This window comes from Pseudomonas sp. B19(2017), from assembly GCF_002113165.1.
Taxonomy (GTDB): Bacteria; Pseudomonadota; Gammaproteobacteria; order Pseudomonadales; family Pseudomonadaceae; genus Aquipseudomonas.
Map to the genome: position 1 here is coordinate 170623 of NZ_NEJR01000006.1, position 25854 is coordinate 196476.

The 25854-nt window shown below is 63.4% G+C and carries 16 protein-coding genes; 9 read left to right on the top strand and 7 right to left on the bottom strand.

From position 1 onward, the window contains the following. Position 1 precedes the first annotated feature (1 nt). Positions 2-11842: an amino acid adenylation domain-containing protein gene (locus tag CAF70_RS11480; protein WP_371915950.1), complete on the top strand. Its 11841-nt coding sequence runs from the start codon at positions 2-4 to the stop codon at positions 11840-11842. Between the two features lie 265 nt (positions 11843-12107). Here CAF70_RS11480 and CAF70_RS11485 read toward each other — a convergent pair whose 3' ends face one another. Together CAF70_RS11485 and CAF70_RS11490 are read right to left on the bottom strand one after the other, a co-directional pair. Further along, complete coding sequence (locus CAF70_RS11485; protein WP_085622983.1) at positions 12108-14573, bottom strand: TonB-dependent siderophore receptor; 2466 nt, start codon at positions 14571-14573, stop codon at positions 12108-12110. A 127-nt stretch (positions 14574-14700) separates the two neighbouring features. Continuing rightward, positions 14701-15561: a formylglycine-generating enzyme family protein gene (locus CAF70_RS11490; protein WP_178076374.1), complete on the bottom strand. Its 861-nt coding sequence runs from the start codon at positions 15559-15561 to the stop codon at positions 14701-14703. Positions 15562-15994: 433 nt separating this feature from the next. Between CAF70_RS11490 and CAF70_RS27695 the strand changes: the two genes are divergently transcribed. Both CAF70_RS27695 and CAF70_RS11500 read left to right on the top strand, forming a co-directional pair. Continuing rightward, the gene (locus CAF70_RS27695) at positions 15995-16159 is read left to right on the top strand and encodes a hypothetical protein (protein WP_178076375.1); all 165 of its coding nucleotides are present in this window, start codon (positions 15995-15997) and stop codon (positions 16157-16159) included. A gap of 117 nt (positions 16160-16276) precedes the next feature. Next, on the top strand, positions 16277-17158 hold the full coding sequence (locus tag CAF70_RS11500; RefSeq protein ID WP_085622988.1) for a DMT family transporter: 882 nt from the start codon (positions 16277-16279) through the stop codon (positions 17156-17158). A gap of 3 nt (positions 17159-17161) precedes the next feature. Here the strand turns inward: CAF70_RS11500 and CAF70_RS11505 are convergent, their stop codons facing one another. Together CAF70_RS11505 and CAF70_RS11510 are read right to left on the bottom strand one after the other, a co-directional pair. Then, positions 17162-17620, bottom strand: a complete 459-nt coding sequence (locus tag CAF70_RS11505) for a DUF4265 domain-containing protein (protein ID WP_085622990.1) — start codon at positions 17618-17620, stop codon at positions 17162-17164. A gap of 12 nt (positions 17621-17632) precedes the next feature. Beyond that, positions 17633-18508, bottom strand: coding sequence for a DMT family transporter (locus CAF70_RS11510; protein WP_085622992.1), 876 nt, complete (start codon positions 18506-18508; stop codon positions 17633-17635). 248 nt (positions 18509-18756) lie between these two features. Here CAF70_RS11510 and aceK point away from each other — a divergent pair, with 248 nt between their 5' ends. Then, positions 18757-20472: a bifunctional isocitrate dehydrogenase kinase/phosphatase gene (aceK, locus tag CAF70_RS11515; RefSeq protein WP_085622994.1), complete on the top strand. Its 1716-nt coding sequence runs from the start codon at positions 18757-18759 to the stop codon at positions 20470-20472. A gap of 128 nt (positions 20473-20600) precedes the next feature. Here aceK and CAF70_RS11520 read toward each other — a convergent pair whose 3' ends face one another. Continuing rightward, a complete protein-coding gene (locus CAF70_RS11520; protein ID WP_085622996.1) occupies positions 20601-21461 on the bottom strand; it encodes a DUF6279 family lipoprotein in 861 nt (286 codons plus the stop codon). Positions 21462-21592: 131 nt separating this feature from the next. Here CAF70_RS11520 and CAF70_RS11525 point away from each other — a divergent pair, with 131 nt between their 5' ends. Then, positions 21593-22429, top strand: a complete 837-nt coding sequence (locus CAF70_RS11525; protein WP_085622998.1) for a S1 RNA-binding domain-containing protein — start codon at positions 21593-21595, stop codon at positions 22427-22429. Here the strand turns inward: CAF70_RS11525 and CAF70_RS11530 are convergent, their stop codons facing one another. Continuing rightward, positions 22430-22810, bottom strand: coding sequence for a hypothetical protein (locus CAF70_RS11530; protein ID WP_085623000.1), 381 nt, complete (start codon positions 22808-22810; stop codon positions 22430-22432). Positions 22811-22996: 186 nt separating this feature from the next. Here CAF70_RS11530 and CAF70_RS11535 point away from each other — a divergent pair, with 186 nt between their 5' ends. From CAF70_RS11535 to def, 3 genes are all read left to right on the top strand, one after another. After that, positions 22997-23176 (top strand): CsbD family protein, encoded by a 180-nt coding sequence (locus tag CAF70_RS11535; protein ID WP_085623002.1) that lies wholly within the window; start codon positions 22997-22999, stop codon positions 23174-23176. Between the two features lie 219 nt (positions 23177-23395). Then, complete coding sequence (locus CAF70_RS11540; protein ID WP_085623004.1) at positions 23396-24355, top strand: YihY/virulence factor BrkB family protein; 960 nt, start codon at positions 23396-23398, stop codon at positions 24353-24355. Beyond that, positions 24352-24888, top strand: coding sequence for a peptide deformylase (gene def, locus CAF70_RS11545; protein WP_013973724.1), 537 nt, complete (start codon positions 24352-24354; stop codon positions 24886-24888). Before CAF70_RS11540 ends, def begins: the two co-directional genes overlap by 4 nt. Here the strand turns inward: def and CAF70_RS11550 are convergent. After that, entirely contained in the window at positions 24843-25211 is a 369-nt protein-coding gene (locus tag CAF70_RS11550; RefSeq protein WP_256573272.1) for a GNAT family N-acetyltransferase, read from the bottom strand. The two genes, def and CAF70_RS11550, sit on opposite strands and share 46 nt — an antisense overlap. A 354-nt stretch (positions 25212-25565) precedes the next feature. Here CAF70_RS11550 and CAF70_RS11555 point away from each other — a divergent pair, with 354 nt between their 5' ends. Then, complete coding sequence (locus CAF70_RS11555; protein ID WP_003254632.1) at positions 25566-25823, top strand: DUF2790 domain-containing protein; 258 nt, start codon at positions 25566-25568, stop codon at positions 25821-25823. Positions 25824-25854: the final 31 nt, after the last annotated feature.

Here is a 25854-nt window from a genome sequence, read left to right on the forward strand (position 1 = left end):
GATTTTTACTGTGCAAGAGCTGCTAGAGTCTGTAAAGCTACTGTCCACCAAAGAGCGCCAGGCCCTGGCAGCCTTGCTCAAGCAGCAGGGGGTGAACCTGTATGGTGTCACCCCGATCTTCAAGCGCGAGCCTGAAGCTTCTCTACCCCTCTCCTATGCCCAGCAGCGGCAATGGTTTCTCTGGCAACTGGAGCCAGACGCGCCGATCTACAACATTCCGGCGGCCTTGCGCCTGCAAGGTCATCTGGATGTCGAAGCGTTGCAGCGTAGCTTCGATGCCCTGATTGCCCGGCACGAAACCCTGCGTACCACCTTCAGCGAAACAGGGCAGGGCACCGTCCAGATCGTTCACCCCGAACACTCCCTGGCGCTGGCTATCCAGACACTGCACCACGCCGATGAACACACGCTGCGTCAGCAGGTGGAAGCCGAGGCGCGCCGCCCGTTCGACCTGCGGCAAGGCCCGCTGCTGCGGGTCAAGTTGCTGCGCCTGGCGCAGGACCGGCATGTGCTGGTGGTGACCATGCATCACATCGTCTCCGATGGCTGGTCGATGCCACTGATGATCGAAGAGCTGATGCAACTGTATGCGGGTTATAGCCAAGGCGAAGAGCTGCAGTTGCCGGCGCTGCCGGTGCAGTATGCCGACTACGCGATCTGGCAGCGCCAGTGGGTGGAGGCCGGCGAGCAGGAGCGGCAACTGGCGTACTGGAAGGCACAGCTTGGCGATGAGCAGCCGGTGCTCGAGCTGCCGACCGACCGCTCCCGCGCTGCGTCCAGTAGCCACCGGGGCGCCAGGCATGAGGTGCGGCTGCCCGAGGCCCTGGTGCATTCACTCAGGCAACTGGCCCAACGCCAGGGCGCGACGCTATTCATGTTGTTGCTGGCCAGTTTCCAGACCCTGTTGCACCGCTATTCCGGGCAGTCCGACATCCGCGTAGGGGTACCGGTTGCCAACCGCAACCGGGTGGAAACCGAACGGCTGATCGGCTTTTTCGTCAATACCCAGGTGTTGCGCGCCGAGTTCGACCTGCAGATGACCTTCAGCGACCTGCTGGAGCAGGTCAAACAGCGTGCGCTGGGCGCGCAGAGCCACCAGGACTTGCCGTTCGAGCAACTGGTGGATGCCCTTCAGCCCGAGCGTAGCCTGAGCCACAGCCCATTGTTCCAGGTGATGTACAACCACCAGATGCAGGCCAAGGGCAAGCAACGCAGCGTGCCGGGGCTGCAGGTGGAGGGGCTGACCTGGGACCACGACACGGCCAAGTTCGACCTGACCCTGGACACCTTTGAGTACGAGCACAGCCTTGGCGCCGCCCTGAGCTACGCGACCGACCTGTTCGATGCCGTGACCATCGAACAGATGGCGCAACACTGGGTGAACCTGCTAGAGGCGATCGTGCGCCAGCCCGACCAGCGCGTGGTCGATCTGCCGCTGGTCAGCCGGGCGCAGCAGGAGCAGACCGTGCAGGCCTGGAACCCGTCGTTGACACATTTCGCTGCCGAGCAGTCCCTGCATCAACTGATCGAGGCCCAGGTCGAAACTGCCCCGAATGCGGTGGCGCTGGTCTGCCGCGAGCAAACCCTGAGTTACGCCGAGCTCAACCGCCGGGCCAACCAGCTGGCGCACAAGCTGCTGGAACTGGGGGCCGGGCCGGATGTGCTGGTCGGCCTGGCCGTCGAGCGCAGCCTTGAAATGGTCATCGGCCTGCTGGGCATTCTCAAGGCGGGCGCTGCCTACGTGCCGCTCGACCCGGAGTATCCACAGGAGCGCCTCACCTACCTGTTCGAGGACAGCGGCATACGCCTGTTGCTGACCCAGCAGCACTTGCGTGACGCGCTGCCAGTACCGGCAGGCGTGCAGACGCTGATGCTGGACGGCGATACCGACCTGGCCGGCTACAGCGAAGCCAACCCCGCCTGCCGGGTGAGCGCGGACAACCTGGCTTATGTGATCTACACCTCAGGCTCTACCGGCAAGCCCAAAGGGACGCTGCTGCCGCATCGGAACGTGGTTCGCCTGTTTGCAGCCACCCGGCACTGGTTCCATTTCGACGCCAGTGACGTATGGACGGTGTTCCACTCCTACGCCTTCGACTTCTCGGTATGGGAGCTGTATGGCGCGTTGCTGCATGGTGGCAGAGCGGTCATCGTGCCCAAGGATGTGGCGCGTTCCAGCGAAGACTTCCATGCCTTGCTGGTACGTGAGCAGGTCACCGTGCTCAATCAGACGCCATCAGCCTTCAAGCCGCTTGTCCCCGTTGCCTGCGAGGCGGCCAAGGCTGGCCAGGGGCTGAACCTGCGGTACGTGGTGTTTGGCGGCGAAGCCCTGGAGGTGAGCAGCCTCAAGCCTTGGTTCGACGTGTTTGGTGACTGCACGCCGCGCATGATCAACATGTACGGCATTACCGAAACAACCGTGCACGTGACCTATCGGCCGATCACCCTCGAAGACTTGCAAAAGGGCGCCAGCAGCCCGATCGGCGAGGTGATTCCCGACCTGTCCTGGTACCTGCTCGATGCGGCATTGAACCCGATCATGCCGGGCTGCACAGGTGAAATGCTGATTGGCCAGGCGGGCCTGGCGCGGGGTTATCACGGCCGCCCTGGGTTGACCGCCGAGCGCTTCGTGCCAGACCCCTTCGATGACAACGGTGGCCGCCTGTACCGGTCGGGCGACCTGGCCCGTTACCGTACCGACGGGGTCATCGAATACATCGGGCGTATCGACCATCAGGTGAAGATTCGCGGTTTCCGTATCGAGCTAGGCGAGATCGAAGCACGCCTGCTCGAACAACCTGCGGTGCGCCAGGTCGCGGTGCTGGCGATGGATGGCGCCAGTGGCAAGCAACTGGTGGGCTACGTGGTACCCGTCGACGGTGGCATGCTGCAGGGGGCTGAACAGCAGGCCGTGTTGCGTGACAGCCTGCGTGCCGAGCTGAAGGCCAGCCTGCCTGAACACATGGTACCCGCGCATCTGCTGTTCCTCGAGCAACTGCCACTGACCGCTAACGGCAAGCTCGATCGCAAGGCCTTGCCGGCGCCGGATGCCAGCTTGCTGCAGGGTGAATATGTCGCGCCGCAAACCGAGCTGGAGCAGCAGATCGCGGCGATCTGGGCCGATGTATTGAAGTTGGAGAAGGTTGGCCTTGCCGATAACTTCTTCGAACTGGGCGGCGACTCGATCATGTCGCTGCAGGTGGTCAGCCGGGCCCGTCAGCTGGACATCCAGTTCACCCCCAAGGAGCTGTTCCAGTACCAGACCGTGCAAGGCCTGGCGGCGATTGCCCGGCGAGAGGCCGGTACGGCAATCGACCAGGGGCCGGTGGAAGGCAGCATGCCGCTGACACCGATCCAGCACTGGTTCTTCGAATCGGACATCGTCGAGCGCCATCACTGGAACCAGTCGGTGATGCTGCGAACCAGCGAGGTGCTGGATGAACAGCACCTGCAAGCGGCTTTGCAAGCGCTGGTTGAACACCACGATGCCCTGCGCCTGCAGTTTGCCCGGGAGCATGGCCGCCGGCAGGCCGACTTCGGCAGTGCCGGGCAGGCCCTGTTGTGGTGTCGAGAGGTGGCCGATACCGAGGCGTTGACAGTGTTGGCCAACGAGGCCCAGCGCAGCCTGAGCCTGGCGCATGGCCCGCTGCTGCGTGCCGTTCTGGCCGACTTGCCGGACGGCAGCCAACGCCTGTTGCTGGTCATCCATCACCTGGTGGTGGACGGTGTGTCCTGGCGTGTGCTGCTGGAGGACCTGCAGCAGGCCTACCAGGCGTTGCGTGCTGGCCAGCCGCTGAAGCTGCAAGCCAGGACCACCTCGTTCAAAGCCTGGGCCGAGCAGCTGCAGGGCCATGCGACCAGCGCCGAGCTGCAAGCGGAACTGGGCTACTGGCAGGCGCAACTGCAAGGCAGCAGCGATGCCTTGCCGTGTGACCACCCACAGGGCAGCAACCTGGCGCGGCATGCCACCTCGGTCAGTACCCGCCTGGATCGCGAGCTGACCCGGCAATTGCTGCAGGAAGCACCGGCAGCCTACCGTACCCAGGTCAATGACCTGCTGCTGACCGCACTGGCGCGGGTGATCAGCCGCTGGACCGGCCGCGCCGATGTGCTTGTGCGCCTGGAGGGCCACGGCCGTGAAGACCTGTTCGAGGGTGTCGACCTGAGCCGCACCGTGGGCTGGTTCACCAGCATGTACCCGGTCAGGCTCAGCCCGCAGGCCGGGCTGGTCGATTCGCTCAAGGCCATCAAGGAACAACTGCGTGCGGTGCCCAACAAGGGCCTTGGCCATGGCTTGCTGCGCTACCTGGGCAATGCCGAGGCACAAGCAGCCCTGGCGGCATTGCCGCGTGGCGAAATCGTGTTCAACTACCTTGGCCAGTTCGACGCCAGCTTCGACCAGCAGGCGGGGCTGTTCATGCCGGCCAAGGAGTACGCCGGTGCTACCCAGGATGAAAATGCGCCGTTGGGCAGCCTGTTGGCGCTGAACGGGCAGGTATACGGCGGTGAGCTGAAACTGGGCTGGAGCTTCAGCCGCGACATTTTCGACCAAGCCACCATCCAGCGCCTGGCCGACGATTATGCACGGGAACTGGCGATGCTGATCGCCCATTGCCGTCAGCCGCAGCACCGTGGGGTGACGCCTTCGGACTTCCCCTTGGCTGGCCTTACCCAGGCGCAGCTGGACAACCTGCCGGTTGCGCCCGAGCAGATTGCTGATGTGTACCCGTTATCGCCGATGCAGCAGGGCATGTTGTTCCATACGCTGTATGAGCAGCAATCGGGTGATTACATCAACCAGTTGCGCGTGGATGTCCACGGCCTGGAGGTGGAGCGTTTCCGTCAGGCCTGGCAGGCGGTGGTGGACAACCATGCCATCCTGCGCAGCGGTTTTATCTGGCAGGGCGAGCTGGAGCAGGCCATGCAAGTGGTGCACAAGCAGGTTGTGCAGGCGCTGGTCGAGCACGACTGGCGCGGCCAGCCGGCAATGGCCCAGGCACTGCAAAGCTTGGCCGAGGATGACCGCCAGGCTGGTTTCGCGCTTGACCAGGTACCGCTGCAGCGGCTGACGTTGGTACGCACGGCGGATGACTGCCACCACCTGATCTACACCAACCATCACATCCTGATGGATGGCTGGAGCACTTCGCGCTTGCTGGGCGAAGTGCTGCAGCGTTATGCCGGGCAGCAGGTGCCAGCACCAACGGCACCCTATCGCGACTATATCGCCTGGCTGCAGCGCCAGGACGCCGCGGCAGCCGAAGCGTTCTGGAAGGCCCGCTTGGCGCCACTGGAACAGCCGACCCGGCTGTCCCGGGTGGTGCGCCGAAGCGCTGTAACGCAGCAAGGCCAGAGTGAGTACCACCAACTGTTCGACCGCGCGATGACCCAGCGTATCGAAGGCTTCGCGCGTGCCAACCGGGTTACCGTCAATACCTTGGTGCAATCGGCCTGGTTGCTGTTGCTGCAACGCTACACTGGGCAATCTTCCGTGTGCTTTGGGGCAACCGTTGCAGGGCGCCCGGCAGACTTGCCGGGAGTGGAAGAGCAGATCGGCCTGTTCATCAATACCTTGCCGGTCATCGGTACGCCGCGCAGCGAGCAGACCGTGGCCGAATGGATTGCCCAGGTGCAGGCCTGCAACCTGGCCTTGCGCGAGTTCGAGCATACGCCGTTGAACGAGGTGCAGCGCTGGGCCGGCCTGGGCGGCGAGGCGCTGTTCGACAGCCTGCTGGTGTTCGAGAACTACCCGGTTGCTCAAGCCCTGCAGGCGGGTGCACCAGAGGGCCTGCGTTTCGGCCCGGTGGCCAACCTGGAGCAGACCAACTACCCCCTGACCCTGGCTGCCACCCTGGGTGAGACCCTGTCCATCCAGTACAGCCACAACCGCGCCGACTGGGACGACGTGGCGATCCAGCGCCTGGCCGAGCACTTCGGCAATCTGCTGCGGGCGTTGGTCGATGACGCTACCGCGGCCATCGGTGAACTGTCGTTGCTGGGGGATACCGAGCGCCAGCGGGTGCTGCATGACTGGAACCGTAGCGCGGCCATTACCCCGTCCGGCATGTGCGCTCACCAGTTGTTCGAGGCACAGGCCCGTGAGCGGCCCGATGCGTTGGCGCTGGTGTTCGGCACGGAGCAACTGAGCTACCGCGAGCTGGACCTGCGCACCAATCGCCTGGCGCACCTGCTGGTTGCGCGCGGCGTTACCGCCAACAGCCTGGTGGGGGTCGCCGCCGAGCGAGGCCTGGCGCTGGCCGTGGCCTTGATTGCCATCCACAAGGCCGGGGCGGCTTACGTGCCACTGGACCCGGATTACCCGCAGGAGCGCCTGGCCTACCTGATTGAGGACAGCGGCATTGGCCTGCTGCTGGGCGACGTCGAGGCCGTGGCGCGCATGCCGGTGCCTGCCGGCTTGCCATGCATCGACCTGCAGCCGGGTGAGCAATGGCTGCAGGCTTTCAGTGACCAGCCGCTGCCGTATGAGGTTTCGCTCGACAGCCTGGCCTATGTCATCTACACCTCCGGCTCCACAGGCATGCCGAAAGGCGTGGCCATTGCTCACCAGGCGCTGTCGGTGTTCTGTGAAGTTGCCAGTGGCTACTCGCGGTTGACCCCGCAAGACCGGGTGCTGCAGTTCGCCACGTTCAGTTTCGACGGGTTCATCGAGCAGTTCTTCCCACCGTTGGCGCGTGGCGCGTGTGTGGTAATGCGCGACCAGCAGCTGTGGGACACCGACACCTTCAGCGAGCAAGTCATTCGCCATGGCGTCACCGTGGCTGACCTGCCTGCGGCCTACTGGCGTTTGCTGGCGCTGGAGCGCCGCCCTGCGCGCGCCTATGGCCAGTTGCAGCAGATTCACGTCGGCGGCGAAGCCGTGGCCCTGGACGGGCTGCAGGCATGGCTGGAGGACGGGCCGGCGCAGGTGCGCCTGCTCAATACCTACGGCCCCACCGAAGCCACCGTGGTCGCTACCACCTACGACTGCTCGCGTCTGGCCCAGCTACCCGCCGTGCATAGCGGCGTGCCGATTGGCCGTGCGCTGGCCGGGCGCGTCATGCGCGCCCTGGATGACGGCCTGTCGCCTACGCCAATCGGCGTGCCGGGCGAACTGTACATCGGTGGTGACGGCTGCCTGGCACGCGGTTACCACCAGCGCCCGTCGTTGACCGCCGAGCGCTTCGTCCCGGACCCGCTGGCCGAAACCGCGGGTGCGCGCCTGTACCGAACGGGTGACCTGGGTTACTTCGACGAGCAGGGCCAGCTCGCCTACCGTGGTCGGGCCGACCATCAGGTGAAGGTGCGCGGCTTTCGCATCGAGCTGGGCGAGATCGAGCAACACTTGCAAGCGCACCCGCAGGTCCGCCAGGCAGCGGTGCTCGCCGTCGACCACGCGGGCGTCAAGCAGTTGTGCGGTTACGTGGTGCCTGTTGACCCGACCGTTGATGGTACGGCTTTGCGGGTGACGTTGAAGCAGGCGCTGCTGGCAAGCCTGCCGGACTACATGGTGCCGACCTACCTGATGCTGCTTGAGCACATGCCCATGACCCCCAGTGGCAAGCTCGACCGCAAACGCCTGCCGGGTATCGACCAGATGCAGACGCACAGCGAGCATGTGGCCCCGCGCAGTGCCCTTGAGCGGCAGCTGGCGGATATCTGGGCTGGCGTGCTGAAAGTGGCGCAAGTCGGGGTTACCGACAACTTCTTCGAGCTGGGCGGTGACTCGATCATTTCGATTCAGCTGGTCAGCCGTGCGCGCCAGGCGGGTATCCGCTTCACGCCCAAGCAACTGTTCCAGTATCAGACGGTGGAGCAGCTGGCTGCCGTTGCCGAGGTTGGCGAGCAGGTTGCCAATGACCAGGTCACAGGCAGCCAACCGGCATCCTTGGCTGGCCTGACCCAGGCGCAGCTGGATCGGTTGCCGGTACCCGTGGCGCAGATCGACGATATCTACCCTTTGTCACCGATGCAGCAAGGCATGCTGTTCTACAGCGCCCAGGGCGGTGACGCGGCGCTTTACCTCAACCAGACATCGGTAGCGGTCGACGGCCTGGATATCGAGCGTTTCGCCGAGGCCTGGAAGCAGGTGGTGGCGCGGCATGACATCCTGCGCACCGGGTTCTGGTCCGAGGCGCAGCTGGCCCAGCCGCTGCAAATCGTTCATCGCCATGTCGAACTGCCGATCCGCGTGCTCGACTGGCGTGACCGTGAGGTCCAGGCCGAGGCTTTGCAGGCCCTGGTCGACCGCGACGCCGAGCAGGCCTTCGACATGACGCAGGCGCCGTTGATGCGGGTAACGCTGGTGCGCCTGGATGGCCAGCGCATGCAACTGATCTGGACCCGTCATCACATCCTGATGGATGGCTGGAGCAACTCACGCCTGCTGGGTGAAGTGTTCCAGGCCTATCATGGGCAGGCGCTGGACACGCATGTACCGCGCTTCGGTGACTACATCCGCTGGCTCGAGGCACAACCCCAGGCCGAGCTCGAGGCGTTCTGGACGCGCAAGCTCGCCGCTCTGGAAAGCCCGACCCTGCTGGAACAGGCGTTGCTGCCACGGCCGGATGCCAACCTGTCAGGGCATGCGGCGCTCTACCTGCATTGGGATGCCCAGCGTACCCAGCGCCTGCGTGCCCTGGCCCAGCGCCTGCGGGTAACGCCCAATACCTTGGTGCAGGCCGCCTGGCTGCTGCTGTTGCAGCGCTACAGCGGGCAGCAGGCAGTCTGTTTTGGCGCTACCGTTGCCGGCCGGCCGGCGAACCTGCCGGGTGTGGATAACATGCTCGGCTTGTTCATCAACACATTGCCTGTCGCGCAGGCACCTGCTGCACATTGGCTGGTCAGCGACTGGCTGCAGCAACTGCAGGACTACAACCTCGAACTGCGTGACCATGAACATGCGGCATTGTCGAACATTCAGCGCTGGGCCGGGCGCCCGGGGCAGGCGTTGTTCGACAGCATCATCGTGTTCGAGAACTACCCGCTGGACGATCGCCTGCACGACAGCGGTGAAAACGCCTTGCAGTTTGGCAAGGTGACCGAGCGTGGTGTGACCAACTATGCGATGGACCTGGCCGTACACCTGACCGATACCCTCTCGGTGGAGTTCATGTACCTGCGCGGCAGCTTCAGCGAGGCCGCTACCGCAATTATCCGCGGCAGCTTCGAGCGCCTGCTCGAAGGCATGCTGGACAACCCGGATGCCACCCTGGGCAGCCTCGACATGCTGACGCCGGAGCAAGCGCAGTTGGTGCGTCAGCGCAACCGGTTGGCGGCAGGTACAGCAAATGTTCCGCGCCTGGCCCAGCGCATCGCCGAGCACGCCCGACTGCAGCCAGACGCCGTGGCCGTGGTCTGCGCTGATCAGCAGTTGAGTTATGCGCAGCTTGACCTGCGTGCCAACCGCCTGGCGCACCATCTGCTCGCCCTGGGGGCCAGGCCGGAAACCACGGTCGGGATTGCCCTTGGGCGTTCGGTCGAGGTGATTGTCGCCTTCCTCGCGGTGATGAAGACCGGCGCTGCCTACGTACCGCTGGACATCGATTATCCTCAGGAGCGTTTGCAGTGGATCGTCGAAGACTCGGCCATGCACTTGCTGCTGACTAGCAGTGCCTTGCGCGAGCGTTTCACCGAGGTGGAACATTGCGTCGAGCTTGACCGCCTGGAATTGGCAGGCCTGCCTGCCAGTGTGCCGCAGGTGCCGGTGCTGGACGACAACCTGGCGTACCTGATCTACACCTCCGGTTCGACCGGCAAGCCCAAGGGTGTGGCAGTCAGCCATGGCCAGATCCGCATGCATTGCCAGGCCATTGCCCAGCTTTACGAAATGGATGAAAGCACGCGCGAACTGCTGTTCATGTCGTTCGCTTTCGATGGCGCGCAGGAACGCTGGTTGTCGACGTTATCGTCAGGTGGCTGCCTGGTGATCCGTGGCAATCGCCTGTGGACTGCGGAGGAAACCTGGCAAGTGCTGCACGAGCAGCGCATCGATATTGCCTGCTTCCCGCCAGCCTATCTGCAACAACTGGCCGAATTCGGCGAGAGCCGGCAGCAGGCGGCGCCGCCGGTGCGCATCTACTGCTTTGGTGGCGATGCAGTGCCCGATGCCCTGTTCGAACTGGTCAAGCGTACGCTGCGGCCGCAGTACCTGACCAATGGCTACGGACCTACCGAGACAGTGGTCACGCCCTTGCTGTGGAAAGTCTCGGCTGATCAGTCCTGCCAGGCGGTGTATGCGCCGATCGGCGATCGGGTTGGCCAGCGCACCCTGCAGGTGCTTGACCAGGACCTGAACCCTCTGCCTGATGGCGTGGCGGGTGAGCTGTATATCGGTGGCGAAGGGCTGGCGCGGGGTTATCACCAACGTGCGGCGCTTACCGCCGAGCGTTTTGTCGCCGACCCGTTCGCCAAGGGCGGGCGCTTGTACCGTACCGGCGACCGCGTTCGCCGCCGTGCCGATGGTACCCTCGATTTTATCGGTCGGCTGGACAACCAGCTGAAGATTCGCGGGTTCCGCATCGAGCCTGGCGAGATCGAAGCGCGCCTGCGCAACCTGGCCGATGTGCGTGATGCGGTGGTGGTGGCGCGTGAGGCGGCTAACGGCAAGCAACTGGTTGGCTATGTGGTCAGCACCGGCGCGACCACCATGCCGGCACAATTGCGTGAAGCCCTGCGTGCCGAGTTGCCGGACTACATGGTGCCAGCGCAACTGGTGCTGCTTGAGGCGATGCCGCTGACGCCCAACGGCAAGATCGACCGCAATGCGCTGCCGGCGCCTGATTTTGTCGGGCAGCGGCTGCGCCTGGCGCCGCGCAACGAGACCGAGCAGGCCTTGGCGCAGATCTGGCAGGACGTGTTGAGTGTTGAAGAGATCAGTATTGACGACAACTTCTTCGAGCTGGGTGGCGACTCGCTGCGGGTGCTGAAAATGCTCTCCAGAGTGCGTGCGCACAGCGGCTTGCCGTTGGAGCTGAAGTTGCGTGACGTGATGGCCAGACCGACCATTGCCGAGCTGTCGGGCTACTCGGCTGCTGAAGTCAGCCTGGACCCGGTGCTGTTGCTCAATACCCGTATCGCCAATGCCACGCCGCTGTTCTGCCTGCATGCGGGCTTTGGCACGGTGTTCGACTACGAGCCACTGGCGCGTCGCCTGGAAGGGGTGTGCAGTGTCTATGGCGTGCAGTGCCGCATGCTGCTGGACCGTGCGTGGCAGGACGAGTCGCTGCAGGCGATGGCCATCGACTATGCGCAGTACATCCGCCAGAAGCAACCTGAAGGGCCGTACCGGCTGGCGGGCTGGTCGCTGGGGGGCGCCTTGGCAGTGCTGGTGACCCAGGAGCTGGAACGGCAGGGGCAGGCAGTGGCTTTGCTCGGCCTGGTCGACAGCTTCGTGCCTTGCGCGCTTCATGATGAGGTGACCGAGGACTGGACGGACGACTTGCAAGGCTTCCTCAGTGTGCTGCTGGGCATACCCAGGCACCAACTGGCGGTACCGGCCATCACAGTGGGTACCGATGTCATGGCGCTTCAGGAAATTGTCGAGCAGGTTCGTGCGGCGCAAGCCGGGCAGTCGCTGTACGCCGATATCGACAGTGCCGAACTGGCCCATACCTTCGACGTCGCGATGCGCCTGAAAGCCCTGTCACGGAAGTTGAGCAGCCTGCCGCGGACCAAGGCCCTTGCGACCTGCTGGTGGGCTGGTCGGGTTGCCGATCCGGCGTGGACCTTCGCGACACAGGCAAACCATGCGGTCGAGGCGGGGCATTACGACATTCTCAGGCAGCCTGAAGTGATCGAAGGCTTGGCCATGCACTGGTCGATGGAGGACACCATGGTCGATTGAAGGATGCTGACCGGTTGACGTGATGTCATCACCCGTCGCCCCGCGCTGGCAGCCCTTGAGCTGCTGGCGCGGGGCGATGTCGTTTGTTCACCGGGTTGGCGTGGCCTTGCCCCCTCGGGGCTGCGCTTTCGCGTGCGGGAAGGCACGCAAGGGTGGTGTGCAATGTGTGGGGGCTGGGAGAGGAAACGGCAGATGGCGCTGGAAGGGCGAAGCGGGGGGAAGTGTGGCCAGACCCGATGCATGTCCCGGGTCTGGCCTGCGCGGCTCAGAAGTCGTAGCGCAGAGTCACCGTGGCGTTGCGCGGCGCACCGTAGTGGCCGTAACTGCCTGCCATGCCTGCGTAGTACTTCTTGTCGAAGAGGTTGTTGACGTTCAGCGTGGCCGCCAGGTTCTGGTTGATACGGTAGCGAGCCATCAGGCTGGCGACGTAGTAGTCATCCTGGGTGACGTGGCTGTTGTAGCGCGGGTACTGGAGTGTGGACTTGGAGTTCCAGTTCACGCCACCGCCCAGGGTCAGCTTGTCCCAATCGCCTGGCAGGCGGTAGGTGTTCCAGAAGCGGAAGGTGTCCATCGGCAGTTGGGTGGTCTGGCGAACGCCATCTGCGTCCTCGGTGCGGGAATGACTGTAGCCGGTATAGACGTTCCAGCCAGGCAGTACTTCGCCTGAGAGCTCCAGGTCCACGCCCTTGGTTTCGGCGCCGTCGATCGACTTGTAGGCGAATCCTTTAAGTGGTTCCTTGAGGGGTTCGGTGGTTTCCACCGCGAAGTTGTCTCTCTTCACAAGGTAGACTGCGACGTTGGCGTTAAGACGGCCGTCCAGGAACTCGCCCTTCCAGCCTGCCTCATAGTTTTTACCAACTTCTGGCTCAATTGGCTTTCCCGAGCTGTCGAGGTTGCTTTGAGGCTTGAAAATGTCGGTATAGCTGACATACACCGATTGTTCCGGGGTCAGGTCGTACACCACGCCTGCATAAGGTGTCACTACGCCATGCTCTTTCATGTTGTAGGTAGTCGGCGCGTCGGGGCTGTCGATGATGCCCAGGCTGTAATCGAAGCGGTAGTCGGAAGCACGCGCACCCAGAATCAGGTGCAGGTCGTCAGTGAGGTTGAACCGCCCGGCGACGTAGTAGCCGCTCTGGCGGTTGAAGATATCGTATTTGATGCTTGGCGAAAGCTCGTCTTTACCGGGCTTGGGCGTCACGTTTTCCCATGTGAAGTAGTTGATGTCCTGGTCAGGGCCAGCGTATTCGCGGTGCTTGTTCTCATACTCCAGATAGTTGTAGCCAAAAATGAGTTCGTGTGATTGTCCAAACAACTGGAAAGGCCCCTGCAGGGAAACGTCCGCGCCTTTCTGGTATTGGTCCGCCGAGGCCACGCCAGCGCTGATGGTCGTGGAGCCATCAGGCTCCAGGTATGACCTGTTGGTTCTGGTCGAGATATAAGAAGAGAACGTGTCGCGATCGACGTCCATGTACAGAGTGGAAACTTTCAACTGCCAATCGTTGGCCAGTTGCTGTTCAAGCGTCATTGTGTAGTTGGTGGTTTCGTAGTCATCGTAACCCCAGCGAGCATCGGAACTTTTCGAACGGGAAAAATTGGTGGGCTGACCGTTGGTGAAAATCAGCGGAACGCCTGAGGCGCCGTTGACTTTGTAGGTCTGTCGGTCGATACCGAAACGAACCAGGGTGGTGTCGGTAAGGTCGGCTTCCAATACGCCGTACAGGATGCTGCGGTCCTGGGTGTACCAGTCCATGAAGGTGTGATTATTCTGCTGTGCCGCGACAAAGCGTCCGCGTACATTGCCTTCTTCGGTCAGTGGGCCGGAAACGTCCGCTTCTGCGCGGTAGTAGTCCCAGGAACCGGCACCGCCCTGGATATAGGACTTGAACTCCCGCGTCGGGCGTTTGCGGATCAGGTTGACCACGGCACTGGGGTCGCCGGCACCGGTCATCAGGCCCGTTGCACCGCGGACGATTTCCACCCGGTCATACAGGGCTACATCCAGCAAGGTGCTGGGCATGTTACGGGTCTGGTTGTCCTGGAACGTGGTGACGCCATCGAACTGGTAAGTGTTGATTGCGCTGCCGCGAGAATAGATGTTGAAGCGTTCACCACCATCCTGGGACATGGTGATGCCTGGTGTCTCTCTCAGCACGTCGGTCATGCTGCTCAGATGCTGGTCATCCATGCGCTGGCGGGTCACCACCGTGATGGTTTGCGGCGTCTCACGGATCGACAGGTTCATCTTGGTGGCGGTGTTGGTCACACCGGTGGTGTAGGAGCCCGTACCTTCGGTGGTGGCGCCGAGGCCCACGCTATTGACGTTGGTCGCCGAAAGCTCGACCTGGCCGGCCTGTGCGCCCGAACCGGCCGTCACCGTCACGGTGTTGCCATCGATCTGGTAACGCAGCCCGGTACCTTGCAGCAATGTCCGCAGCGAGGACTGCAGGTCATGCCGGCCCTTGAGGGCCGTGGAACGCAACCCGCTGATGTCCTCCGGGCTATACAGCAACTGGGTATCGGTCTGCCTGGCCAGTGCCTGCAACGCCGAGTTCATCGACTGCGCGGGAATATCCAGTGTCCACTCCTGTGCCTGCACCTGGGCAACCATCGCAGCGGATATCGCCAGGCCCAGGCCGATGCGTGTGAACGCACGCTGGGGACGAAGGGAATGACGGATCAGTAATGCTTTGGCAAGCGGGTTGAGCGGGCCGGGCAAGGACTTGGACATCTGTTGCGGTCTCGTTGGCAGAGGGGTTTTTTTCTATGTCAGCTATAGGACGCAGCACCTGTGAAAAACCGGAACGATTCTTATTGGCGATTTTTTTAGCCGGTGCTGCGTTAACCGCGTCACAACTTCACAGTTCGCGTGCTACGCGAAAGCCGAGGAAGTCACCGCGGGTGGTCTTGAGGCGGTCGTTGCGGTTGGCCGAGCGGGAAAAGATTGGCGGCTCGCCCCAGTCGTTGCCACGCATGTGCGCGCGGATGCACGTGGGGTCCTGGATCCAGGCGCTGCCGTCGGTGGGGGCGCCTTCGTAGCTCTCGTGGTAGCAGTCGGCGACCCATTCGTAGACGTTGCCGTGCATGTCGTACATGCCAAAGGCATTGGGCGGGTAGCTGCCCACCTGGGCGGTGAAGGTGTAGCCATCCCTTGGGCCATAGGTATTGGCGTGCTTGCTGATTTCGTACTTGCCGGGTTCGTCGAAAGGGAAGGGGAACGGGCCGGTCGAGCCGCCGCGGGCGGCGTATTCGCGTTCGGCTTCGCTGACCATGCGGTAGGGCTTGCCGGTGGTTTTCGCCAGCCATCGGGTGTAGGCCTGCACTTCGTCGTAGTCGACGCACACCGCTGGTTGGCGGGGGCCCTGCTTGTAGCTGGGCTTGCTGGCTTCGCACCAGCGGCCTGGGCGGTCGTCGCCGCTCTTGATGACGGTGCCGGTGGCCTTGATGTAGGCGTCCAGCTCGCCGGCGGTCACCTGGTAGCGGCTCATGGCGAAGGGCCTGGCGAAGGTCACGGTGTGCAACGGGCCCTCGTCGGGCTGGCGGCCGACTTCGTCGTCGGGGGCACCCATCACGTAGCTGCCGGCGGGCAGCACGACCATCTCGGGGCAGTCCTTGCAGTCTTTGAACACGTCGCCGGGCTTGGCGGCGTGGGCGTAGGCGCTGACCAGCAGCAGGCAGGTGATCTGGGCTGGCCGGCAGAGCCAGGTAGATACGTTCATCGGTGCTCCTCGAAACGGGTGAATGCGGGCTGCGTTTCGCATTCAGACGAGCCGGGGCGGTGAAAAATTAACCAATAGAGACGCGGCCCCTATGGTCGCGGCTGGCTTGCTCAAAAACTTGAAGGTTGCATAAACCCCTGTGGGAGATGGCCCAGCCCTTTGGGCTGCGCTGTCGCACAGGGAGCAATGTTCGAAAGCATGTCACCCTCCCTTGTGGGAGCGGGCGTGCCCGCGAAGCAGGCAACGCGGTGTATGGCACCGGCTTCGCCGGTGTTCGCGGGCGCGCCCGCTCCCACAGGGATCGCGGAAGCTTCGAGATTGAGCAGGACAGTTGCCCCACGGTGATATGCGCCAGGTTGAGTTTGGGGAGGTTGCCAGCTGCCTGGCACCGGGCTATAGTCCAGCCCACTGTTCTCTTCCCGAAGACCTGTTCATGCCAGCCAGCCCTTCCACCACACACTTTGCCATCGCGCCAGTCGCGGGCATGGTCGTGCGTGGCTGCCAGCAGCCGGCGATGATCAGTCACTATCCACCACCACCTGTCAGTGGCGTCGTAGGCGGCGTAGCTCCGCCTCCTTGCGTGGTCGTGCTGGGCTGATCGGCTTCTGGCCGCATCCCTTCGCACACGCAACCTACTGAACACGGTCGGCGACTTTCTACGCTGAAGCGCACGCCGTCCGTCTGGCTTATTCGCCTTATATTCAGGTGGCAATACATGTCTGTCCTTAGCAAAGCATCCGTGGCCTCGGCGGCCACTACCAGCCTGTTCGTCCTGCTGTGGAGCAGCGGGGCGATCGTTTCCAAGCTGGGCCTGGCGCATGCCAGCCCGTTCGCCTTCCTGCTGTTGCGCTCGGCGCTGGCCCTGGCCGGCCTGCTGCTGATCGGCCCGTTGCTGGGGCTGCGCTGGCCGCGCAGTCGCGGGGCCATCCTGCGGGCCCTGGGCACCGGCTGCGTGTTGCTCGGCGCCTATCAGATCTTCTACCTGCTGGCGCTCGCCACCCATGTCACACCCGGCGTGATGGCCACGGTGATGGGGGTGCAACCGATCCTGACCGTGGTGCTGATGGAGCGCCAGCGCTCCTGGAGCCGCTTGTTCGGCCTGGGCTTGGGGCTTGGCGGGTTGATCATGGTGGTCTACCAGGGCATCAACCTGGGCGGGGTGTCGCTGGCGGGGATGCTGTTCGCCTTGCTGGCGTTGGCCAGCATGACCTTCGGCTCGATCCTGCAGAAACGCATCACCGACAACCCCATGGGCACGCTGCCTTTGCAATATCTGGCCGGCTTTGCCATGTGCGCGCTGTTCGCGCCGCTGCAGCCGCTGCAGGTGGAGTGGACGGGTGGTTTCGTCGGCGCGCTGCTGTGGATGGGGCTGGTGGTCTCGCTGCTGGCGACCCTGCTGCTGTACCGGCTGATCGCCAAGGGTAACCTGGTCAATGTCACCAGCCTGTTCTACCTGGTGCCGGCAGTGACCGCGGTGATGGACCTGCTGATCTTCGGCAACCGCCTGGCGCCGCTCAGCCTGCTGGGCATGGGGCTGATCGTGGTGGGCCTGCTGTTCGTGTTCCGCAAGCCCGCCGCGCGCCTGGCCGAGGCGTAGACCCTAGCGGAACTCTTCGGGGATGGCGTGGCGCAGTACGCCTTCCTCGAAGTCCAGCAGGCCGGCTTCGCGCTGGGTGAGCAGGTAGTAGAGCAAGGTGTCGAGCGAGCGCTGCGGCGGGACCTCGACCGCCAGCATCTTCACTGCCTGCTCGGTTTCGCAGTTGCAGCCGAAGTCGTGCAAGGCCGCGCGCACCTGGTCCAGGGTTTCCGGGGGCTTGACGATAACCCGGAACACCGAGCTGCCGCTGCTGTGGCGCAGTTCGGTAAACCAGGTTTCGCCGGCTTCCTCACGGGTACCGATCACATCGCCCGGGGCGATACCGTAGACATGGAAGGGAATATTGTCGACGGCATGGCCGCCTTCCACGGCCTTGGCCCACAGGCCTTCGACCGAGGCCGGCGGGTAACCGTTTTCATCCTGCTCCAGGCGGAACAGCACCTTTTTGTATGCGTCGTTCATCGTGTACCCGCTTCAGCTGCGTGCCGGGCGCAGCACCAGCCACAATGCCAGGCCAATCAGCAGGCCGCCGTACAGGTGCGCCATCGACAACGGTTCGTCCAGCAACCACGCCCCCCACAATACACCGAATACCGGGATCAGGAAGGTCACGGTGCTGGCCTTGACCGGGCCGATCTCCTCCAGCAGGCGGAAGTACAGAATGTAGGCGAACGCTGTGCACAGCAGGCCCAGGCCCAGCAGCGACAGCCACACCTGCCAGCCGCCCCAGCTGGCCGGTGGCTGGCTCAGTGCGCTCCAGGCGAACAGCGGGCTCAGCATCAGGGTGGCGCCGAGCATGCTGCCCAGTGCCGACAGGCGGCTGTCCAGGCCGCTGACCCAGCGGCGGGCAAGGAAGCCGGCAAAGCCGTAGCAGGTGGTGGCCGCCAGGCAGGCGAGGGCGCCTTGCAGCAATGCCAGGTCCAGGGCCACCGGGCCGGCGCCGCTGAGGATGCCGACGCCGAACAGGCCCAGGAATATGCCGCAGAGCTTGGCCAGGGTCATCGGTTCGCGGAAGAACAGCGCGCCGACCAGTACGCCCGTCAGCGGCGTGGTGGCGTTGAAGATTGCCGAGTAGCCGGCAGGCAGTACCTGGGCGGCCACGGAGTAGAAGGTGGCGGGGATGCCGGAGTTGATCATGCCCAGCACCAGGCAGGCCCCGAGCTTGCCCTTGAAATCCCAGCGCACGCGGGCGGCGGCGAGCAGCGCGATCAGGCCGAGGCAGGCGATGGACACGCGGAAGAATGCCGTCGGCACCGTGCCCAGCTCGGGGGCGATAATGCGCATGAACAGGAAACTCGCCCCCCAGACGGCGGCAAGGGTCAGCAGGCGGGCTAGGGCGATGGGGCTCACGACGGTCTCCGGAGGCGGGGCAGGGGCGCGAGTGTACGTCAGGGGGGCTGGGGATTCTTGTGCTTTCTTGCGGTGTAAACCAGTGCTGGCCTCTTCGCGGGCATGCCCGCTCCCACAGGTTCTCTGCAATGCTCGGCACTGTGGTAATCCTGTGGGAGCGGGCGAGCCCGCGAAGAGGCCGGCACAGGCTCCGCAAAAACCAAGAGGCGACTAAGCTCTGTAACTCAACACCGCACCGAGGTCTTCGCATGCCCCAGCCCTGGCCAGCTATCGAAATCGCCCGGATGATCCTCGCCGGCTTCGACGACTACCGCGACCATTTCCAGCGCATCACCCTCGGTGCCCGCAAGCGCTTCGAGCAAGCGCACTGGCAGGATATCCAGCGTGCTTCCGCCGCCCGCATCAATCTCTATGAAGAAAAGGTCGCCGAGGTCAACGGCTGGCTGCGCCAGGGCTTTGCCGAGGATGTGCTGCTGGATGTGGAGCAATGGCCCTTGGTGAAAAACGCCTATATCCACCTGATCGACCCACGGCTGGACGACGAGCTGTCCGAGACCTGGTACAACTCGCTGTTCTGCAGCCTGTTCAGCCACGATTTGATCAGCGACGGCTGCATGTTCATCCACACCACCCGACCGTCCATGCGCGGCCGTGAGCGCGCCGCGCAAACCCGTACCTATCGGCCTGACGGTGGGCTCAAGGGCCTGCTGCGGGCGGTGTTCACTGATTACCCGTTCGATGTGCCGTACGGCGACCTGGAAGGCGACCTGACGCGCCTGGAAGACCAACTGCGCGACTGCCTGCCGGACTGGGTATGCAAGGACCCGACCCTGGCGGTGGAGCTGTTTTCGCCGGTGCTGTACCGCAACAAGGGCGCCTACCTGGTTGGCCGGCTGTTCAACAGCGACGAGCAGTGGCCGCTGGTCATCCCGCTGCTGCACCGCGAAGGGCACGGTATCGAGGCCGATGCGCTGATCACCGATGAGGCCGAGGTGTCGATCATCTTTTCCTTCACCCGCTCGTACTTCATGGTCGATGTGCCGGTGCCGGCGGAGTTCGTCAACTTCCTCAAGCGCATCTTGCCGGGCAAGCACATCGCCGAACTGTACACCTCGATCGGTTTCTACAAGCACGGCAAGTCGGAGTTCTACCGGGCGCTGATCAACCACCTGGCCAGCAGCGACGACCGCTTCGTCATGGCGCCGGGGGTGCGCGGCATGGTCATGAGCGTGTTTACCCTGCCGGGCTTCAACACCGTGTTCAAGATCATCAAGGACCGCTTTTCTCCGTCGAAGACAGTCGATCGCGCCACGGTGATCGACAAGTACCGGCTGGTAAAAAGCGTCGACCGCGTCGGGCGCATGGCCGATACCCAGGAATTCGCCGATTTTCGTTTCCCGCGCAGCAAGTTCGAGCCGGAGTGCCTGGCCGAGCTACTGGAGGTGGCGCCATCGACCGTGGCGCTGGAAGGTGACACGGTGCTGATCCGCCACTGCTGGACCGAGCGCCGGATGACGCCGTTGAACCTGTATCTGGAGCACGCCAGCGAGGGCCAGGTGCTGGAGGCGCTGGAAGATTACGGCCTGGCCATCAAGCAGCTGGCGGCGGCGAATATCTTCCCTGGCGACATGCTGCTGAAGAATTTTGGCGTTACCCGCCATGGCCGGGTGGTGTTCTATGACTATGACGAAATCAGCTTCCTGACCGAGGTTAATTTCCGCCATATCCCGCCGCCACGTTACCCGGAGGACGAGATGTCGGGCGAGCCTTGGTACTCGATTGGGCCGCATGACGTGTTCCCCGAGGAATTCCCGCCGTTCCTGTTCGCCGACATCGGCCAGCGGCGGTTGTTCAGCCGCTTGCATGGAGAGCTGTATGACGCGGATTACTGGAAGGGGTTGCAGGCGGCGATTCGTGAGGGGAAGGTGATTGATGTGTTTCCGTATCGGCGCAAGGGGCGGTGATCTTGTTATATCAGGCCCTGCCTCTTCGCGGGCTCGCCCGCTCCCACAGGTACATCACAGGTATCGAGGGCAGTGGGTTCCTGTGGGAGCGGGCAAGCCCGCGAAGAGGCCGGGCCTGCTTTTCACCCTCACCCCTTCAAGCACTTCAATTCACTGAAGTCGGTGCGCACCTTGCCCAGCCGTTCCTGCAGAAACCGCCGCTGCTGCGGGGTACTCTGCCGCACCAGGTCCACCAGCAAGCTGCGCGCCTGCTGCTCGGTATTCTGATACGCCGCCCGGTACGCCGGCGTCCACAAACTCTCCTTGCGTTGCAACAACGTCGCCAGGCGCGGCTCGAAGCTGGCGTCGTTGCGCTGGTTCATCGCCAGCAGCAGTTGCTGCTGCCAGTGCGCACGGTTGGCGATCCATTGGCGGTTCTGGTCGCCAAGCGCCTGGGACCAGGCCTGCACACGCTGCCTCTGCACTGCGGTCAGTTCGCCGAACCACGGCGTCAGGCGTTTCTCCATGCGTTCGGCACGGCGGGCGATCTGTTTGGCCAACGGTGTGTCCACATACTGCTTCTGCCGTTCGGCGATATCGTCGCGGAAGGCTTCGCGCATTTCCGCCACCTGTGCATCGCTCATGCCGCGCAGCAACTCGGTAGCCGACGGGGTAATTGCCTCGGCCACCCGGCCAATCGCCTCGCGGGCTTCGTGGGTGCGCTGCTGCAGGGCCTGGTCGGTCACCTGGTCGTCGGCGACCATGCCGCGTATCCGGTCCAGCCAGTCAAGGTAGCCAGGCAACTGGGTCTTGCAGTGCCAGGCCAGGTGCTCGCGCAGCCGGTCGTCCAGCAGGGCCTTCTGCTCGCTGTTCATGGCCAGGTAGTCGCCCAGCGACCACGGCACCAGGCGGTCGAGGTTGCGGTAGGCCAGGTCGATGCGGCTGCAGGCGGCGAGGGCCAGGGCGAAGCCAATGGCGATGAGCAGGGCTTTGGACAGGCGTAACGGCATGTGCTGTTCCTTGCGGGTGCTGGCCCGACGGTAGACGCAAGGGGGACGCTGACGGTTCCACTGCATCAGCGGTCGGGCGGCGCGCTGGCTTCAGGTGTAGAATAGCCGCCTTGTCTTGAGGAACATCGGAAATGGCTCTGCTTGGGCGTTACAACAGTTTGCAAATCGTGAAACACGTGGACTTCGGCCTGTACCTGGACGGCGGCGCCGACGGCGAGATCCTGCTGCCTGGGCGCTACATCCCGAAAAACGCCGAAACCGAGGTCGATGACTGGTTGAACGTGTTCATCTACCTGGACAGCGAAGACCAGCTGATCGCCACCACCGAGAAGCCCAAGGTGCAGGTCGGCGAGTTCGCCAGCCTCAAGGTCAAGGACATCAACGGTGCTGGCATCTTCCTCGACTGGGGCCTGTCAAAGGACCTGCTGATGCCGTATTCGGAAGAGGCGCGGCCGCTGAAGATCGGCGACTACTGCGTGGTACATGTGTACCTCGACAAGCGCACCCGCCGCATCACAGCCACCTCACGCCTGGACCGCTACCTGGACCACACCCCGGCGGACTACCAGGTGGGCCAGCCGGTCGAGCTGCTGGTGGCCGGCGAAACGCCGATGGGCTTCAAGGCGATCATCAACAATCGCCACTGGGGCCTGATCCACAAGAACGAGGTGTTCAAGTTCCTGCGCTCGGGCATGCACGAGAAGGGTTTCATCAAGGAAGTGCGCGCGGACGGCAAGATCGCCCTGAGCCTGCAACCGGTGGGCGCTGCCCTGGCCGACAACCTGCAGGAGCAGATCATGGCGCGCCTGGAGGCCGAAGGCGGGGTGCTGGGAGTGTGCGACAAGAGCGACCCGGCGCTGATCAGCAAGCTGTTCAACGTCAGCAAGGGCAACTTCAAGAAGGCCATTGGCGGGTTGTTCAAGCAGGGCCGCATCGTCATCCATGACGATCGCATCGAAAAGGCCTGATCAGGCCTGCACGAAGGTACGGAAGTCCAGCTGCTCGCCACCGGGGCGGGTGTCGCGCAGCAGCGAGTCGCGGTCGGCGCTGAGGGCCAGGCTGATGGTCGAGCGGCGCTTGCCGGGGTTGCGCACTTCCATTTGCTCCTGGTGAGCGCGCAGGAAGTTGGTCGGCACCTTGAGGTGCTGCAGGTCGTCGCTTTCCGGTGTGTGCAGCAGCAGGTTTACCCAGTCGGGCTGGCCCTTGCGCAGCAGCGCCACCGGCACCTCGAACCACCACAGGTTGCGCTTGCGGTCGAGAATGGCGAACAGGGTGTTGCTGCTGGTCAGCACTGGGCGGGCCAGTGCTTCGTTGCGCCGGGCGATGGCGGCGGGTTTGTCGAGTTTCATGCAGGTTCCTGCGGGTTGACGCTATGAAGGCCTGCATTGTGAGGGGTGGCGGGTGGCGGGGCAAGGTTTGCCAGCTGCCTTGCCGCTCGGTTCGAAGGCGAAAAAACCGTTGGAACGCTTGGCGAAGGTGTTGGGTCCACCGATTGTCGGCACGGTTCACGTGTCCCCAATTTCAGGAGTTTTGCCATGAGCGGTACCAAAGACAAAGCGAAAGGCTTGGCCAACGAAGCGATCGGCAACGTCAAGCAGGGTGTTGGCAAAGTCACCGACAACGAGCGGCTGCGGGTCGAGGGCGAGGCTCAGGAGCTCAAGGGCGAGGGGCAACAGATCAAGGGCAACGTGAAGGACGCGGTGAAGAAGCCTTGATGTGAGTATCCTGTCCCGGCCTTTTCGCGGGCACGCCCGGTCCCACAGGTACTGCACGGTGCTTTAAGTCTGCAGTACCGGTGGGAGCGGGCGTGCCCGCGAAGAGGCCGGTACTGGCGTAAGCAAATTCTTGCAGCATGGCCGGGATCAGCACAGTAACGGCACGGTCTATTAGACTTACCCGTGGTACTCACGAATCAAGCGGCGAAAGGAGACGCTATGATTTTCCCCGACCTGCGCGGCCTGCCCCTGCACCGCGTGCTGGTACGCACCGTCAAGGAATTTCTAGACGACGAGATGTCGACCTACGCATCCGCGTTGGCCTACCAGATGCTGTTCTCGCTGTTCCCGTTCCTGCTGTTCCTGATCGCCCTGATCGGCTTCCTGCACCTGCCGGACTTCTTCTCCTGGCTGCGCCTGCAATCGGAACTGGTGCTGCCTCCCCAGGCGCTGGAGCAGGTCAACCCGGTGATCGACCAGTTGCAGCAGTCCAAGGGCGGGCTGTTGTCGGTGGGTATCGTGATTGCCTTGTGGACCGCATCAGCCGGTGTGCGCCTGATGATGAGCGCGATGAACGCCGCCTACGACGTGCCCGAGGGCCGCCCGGTGTGGAAACGCATTCCATTGTCGATCATCTACACCGTGGGCATTGCCGGCATGCTGCTGGTGGCTGCGGCGCTGATGGTACTGGGGCCGCAGGTGATGGAGTGGATCGCCGCCCAGGTCGGCATGCAGGAGGTGATCGTCACCGTGTGGACCATTCTGCGCTGGCCGGCGATCATCATTCTGATGATGGTGGCGGTGGCGCTGATCTATTACGTGATGCCGGATGTGAAGCAGGAATTCCGCTTCATCACACCGGGCTCGGTGCTGGCGGTGGTGGTGTGGATCCTGGCGTCGCTGGGCTTTGCCTACTACGTGAAGACCTTTGCCGACTACAACGCAATGTACGGCAGTATCGGTGCAATCATCGTGCTGTTGCTGTATTTCTATATCTCCGCCGCCGTTTTGCTGCTGGGCGCGGAGATGAACGCAGTGATCGAGCACATGTCGAGCGAGGGCAAGAACCCTGGCGAGAAGGACGTCGATGAGCACAAGCCCGGCGAAACCATTACCGTGCTGGGCCATGAGCACCCTATACCGAGCGAGCATCAATCTTCCGAGCCGAACCCCCGATGATCCGAGACATTCTCAAGATGGGCGACGAACGCCTGCTGCGCATCGCCCCGCCAGTACCCGAACATATGCTCGGCAGCGCCGAACTGCAGCAACTGATCGACGACATGTTCGAAACCATGCGCCATGTGGGCGGCGTGGGCCTGGCCGCGCCACAGATCGGCATCGACCTGCAGCTGGTGATCTTTGGTTTCGAGCGCAGCGAGCGTTACCCGGATGCCGAACCGGTGCCGCAGACCATCCTGCTCAACCCGGTCATCACGCCAACGTCCAGCGAGATCGAGGACGGTTGGGAAGGCTGCCTGTCGGTGCCCGGCCTGCGCGGCGTGGTGCCTCGGTTCAAGCACATCTGCTATGAAGGCATCGACCCCCAGGGCAACCCGATCAACCGTTTTGCCGACGGCTTCCATGCGCGGGTGGTGCAGCATGAATGCGACCACCTGATCGGCCGGCTGTACCCGTCACGCATCCAGGACTTTTCCCGGTTCGGCTACACCGAGGTGCTGTTCCCCGGGCTGGACGCCAGCGACGACTGACCTAGCTGCATGGCCACCAGGCGCTTGCTGCGCTGGTAGCGCTGCAGGCGGCCAGCCAGGGCTTGCGGCAGCTGCAGAGCCATGTCGAAGCCCAGGCGCTGGTAGAACGGCGTGAGGTCCGGGTGGCAGAACAGCCAGGTGGGCCCGCCAGCCTGCGCCAGCGCCGCCGCGACCAACCGCCCGGCCACCCCCTGGCTGCGTCGCTGCGGGTCGACGAACAACCCGGTCAGCCAGACGCCATCGTCCACCGCGCTCAGGCTCAGGCCCGCGATGATGCCCGGGCCTCGCGCTACCCACAGCTGAGCTTCGCCGGCAGCGCGCATGCGTGAGCCGTGCTGGCGGTAAAAGTTGTCCAGCAGCCGGCGTTCCGGGTCCGAAAGTTTCGAACAGTGCACATTTTCAGAAATCGCGCGTCCTACCCTGAAATGCGACCAGGTGCTCTGGCCTGAGGTTTTTTGGTCATCTTGTCGCAGATTGTTGCATATCTGGCAAGGGTGAATATCCGAGTTCGGGGTTCAACTATTCCGGGCCAGGAGTAGACTTTTACCCATCCCCACTGGCAGTACGAAGCGGGATCGGTACTTCGTGCCATCTTCACCGCAGATGGCAACTTCTCCGCGCCGGTTACGGCAATAGAAGTCGATCGATCAGCTTGAATGCTCAAAAGGCAAACACACATGAAACCATTACTGATTCTTGCATTGGTCGGTATGTCCTCGTTCGCCCTCGCCGATGAGGCCAAACCCGTCTCCAGCGAGCCTGTGGCCCAGCAGTACGACTACTCCATGAACCTGGACATCAAGCGGGTGATCAACCTGTCGACCATCCCCAACGTCTGCGAAGTGGTACCTGCGACCATGACCTACGAAGACCATCAAGGCCAGGTGCATACCATCCAGTACCGGGCCATGGGTGAGGGTTGCCAGCAGGGTTGAGCGGGCGCTTGCCTGGTGTTGATGGCCCCGT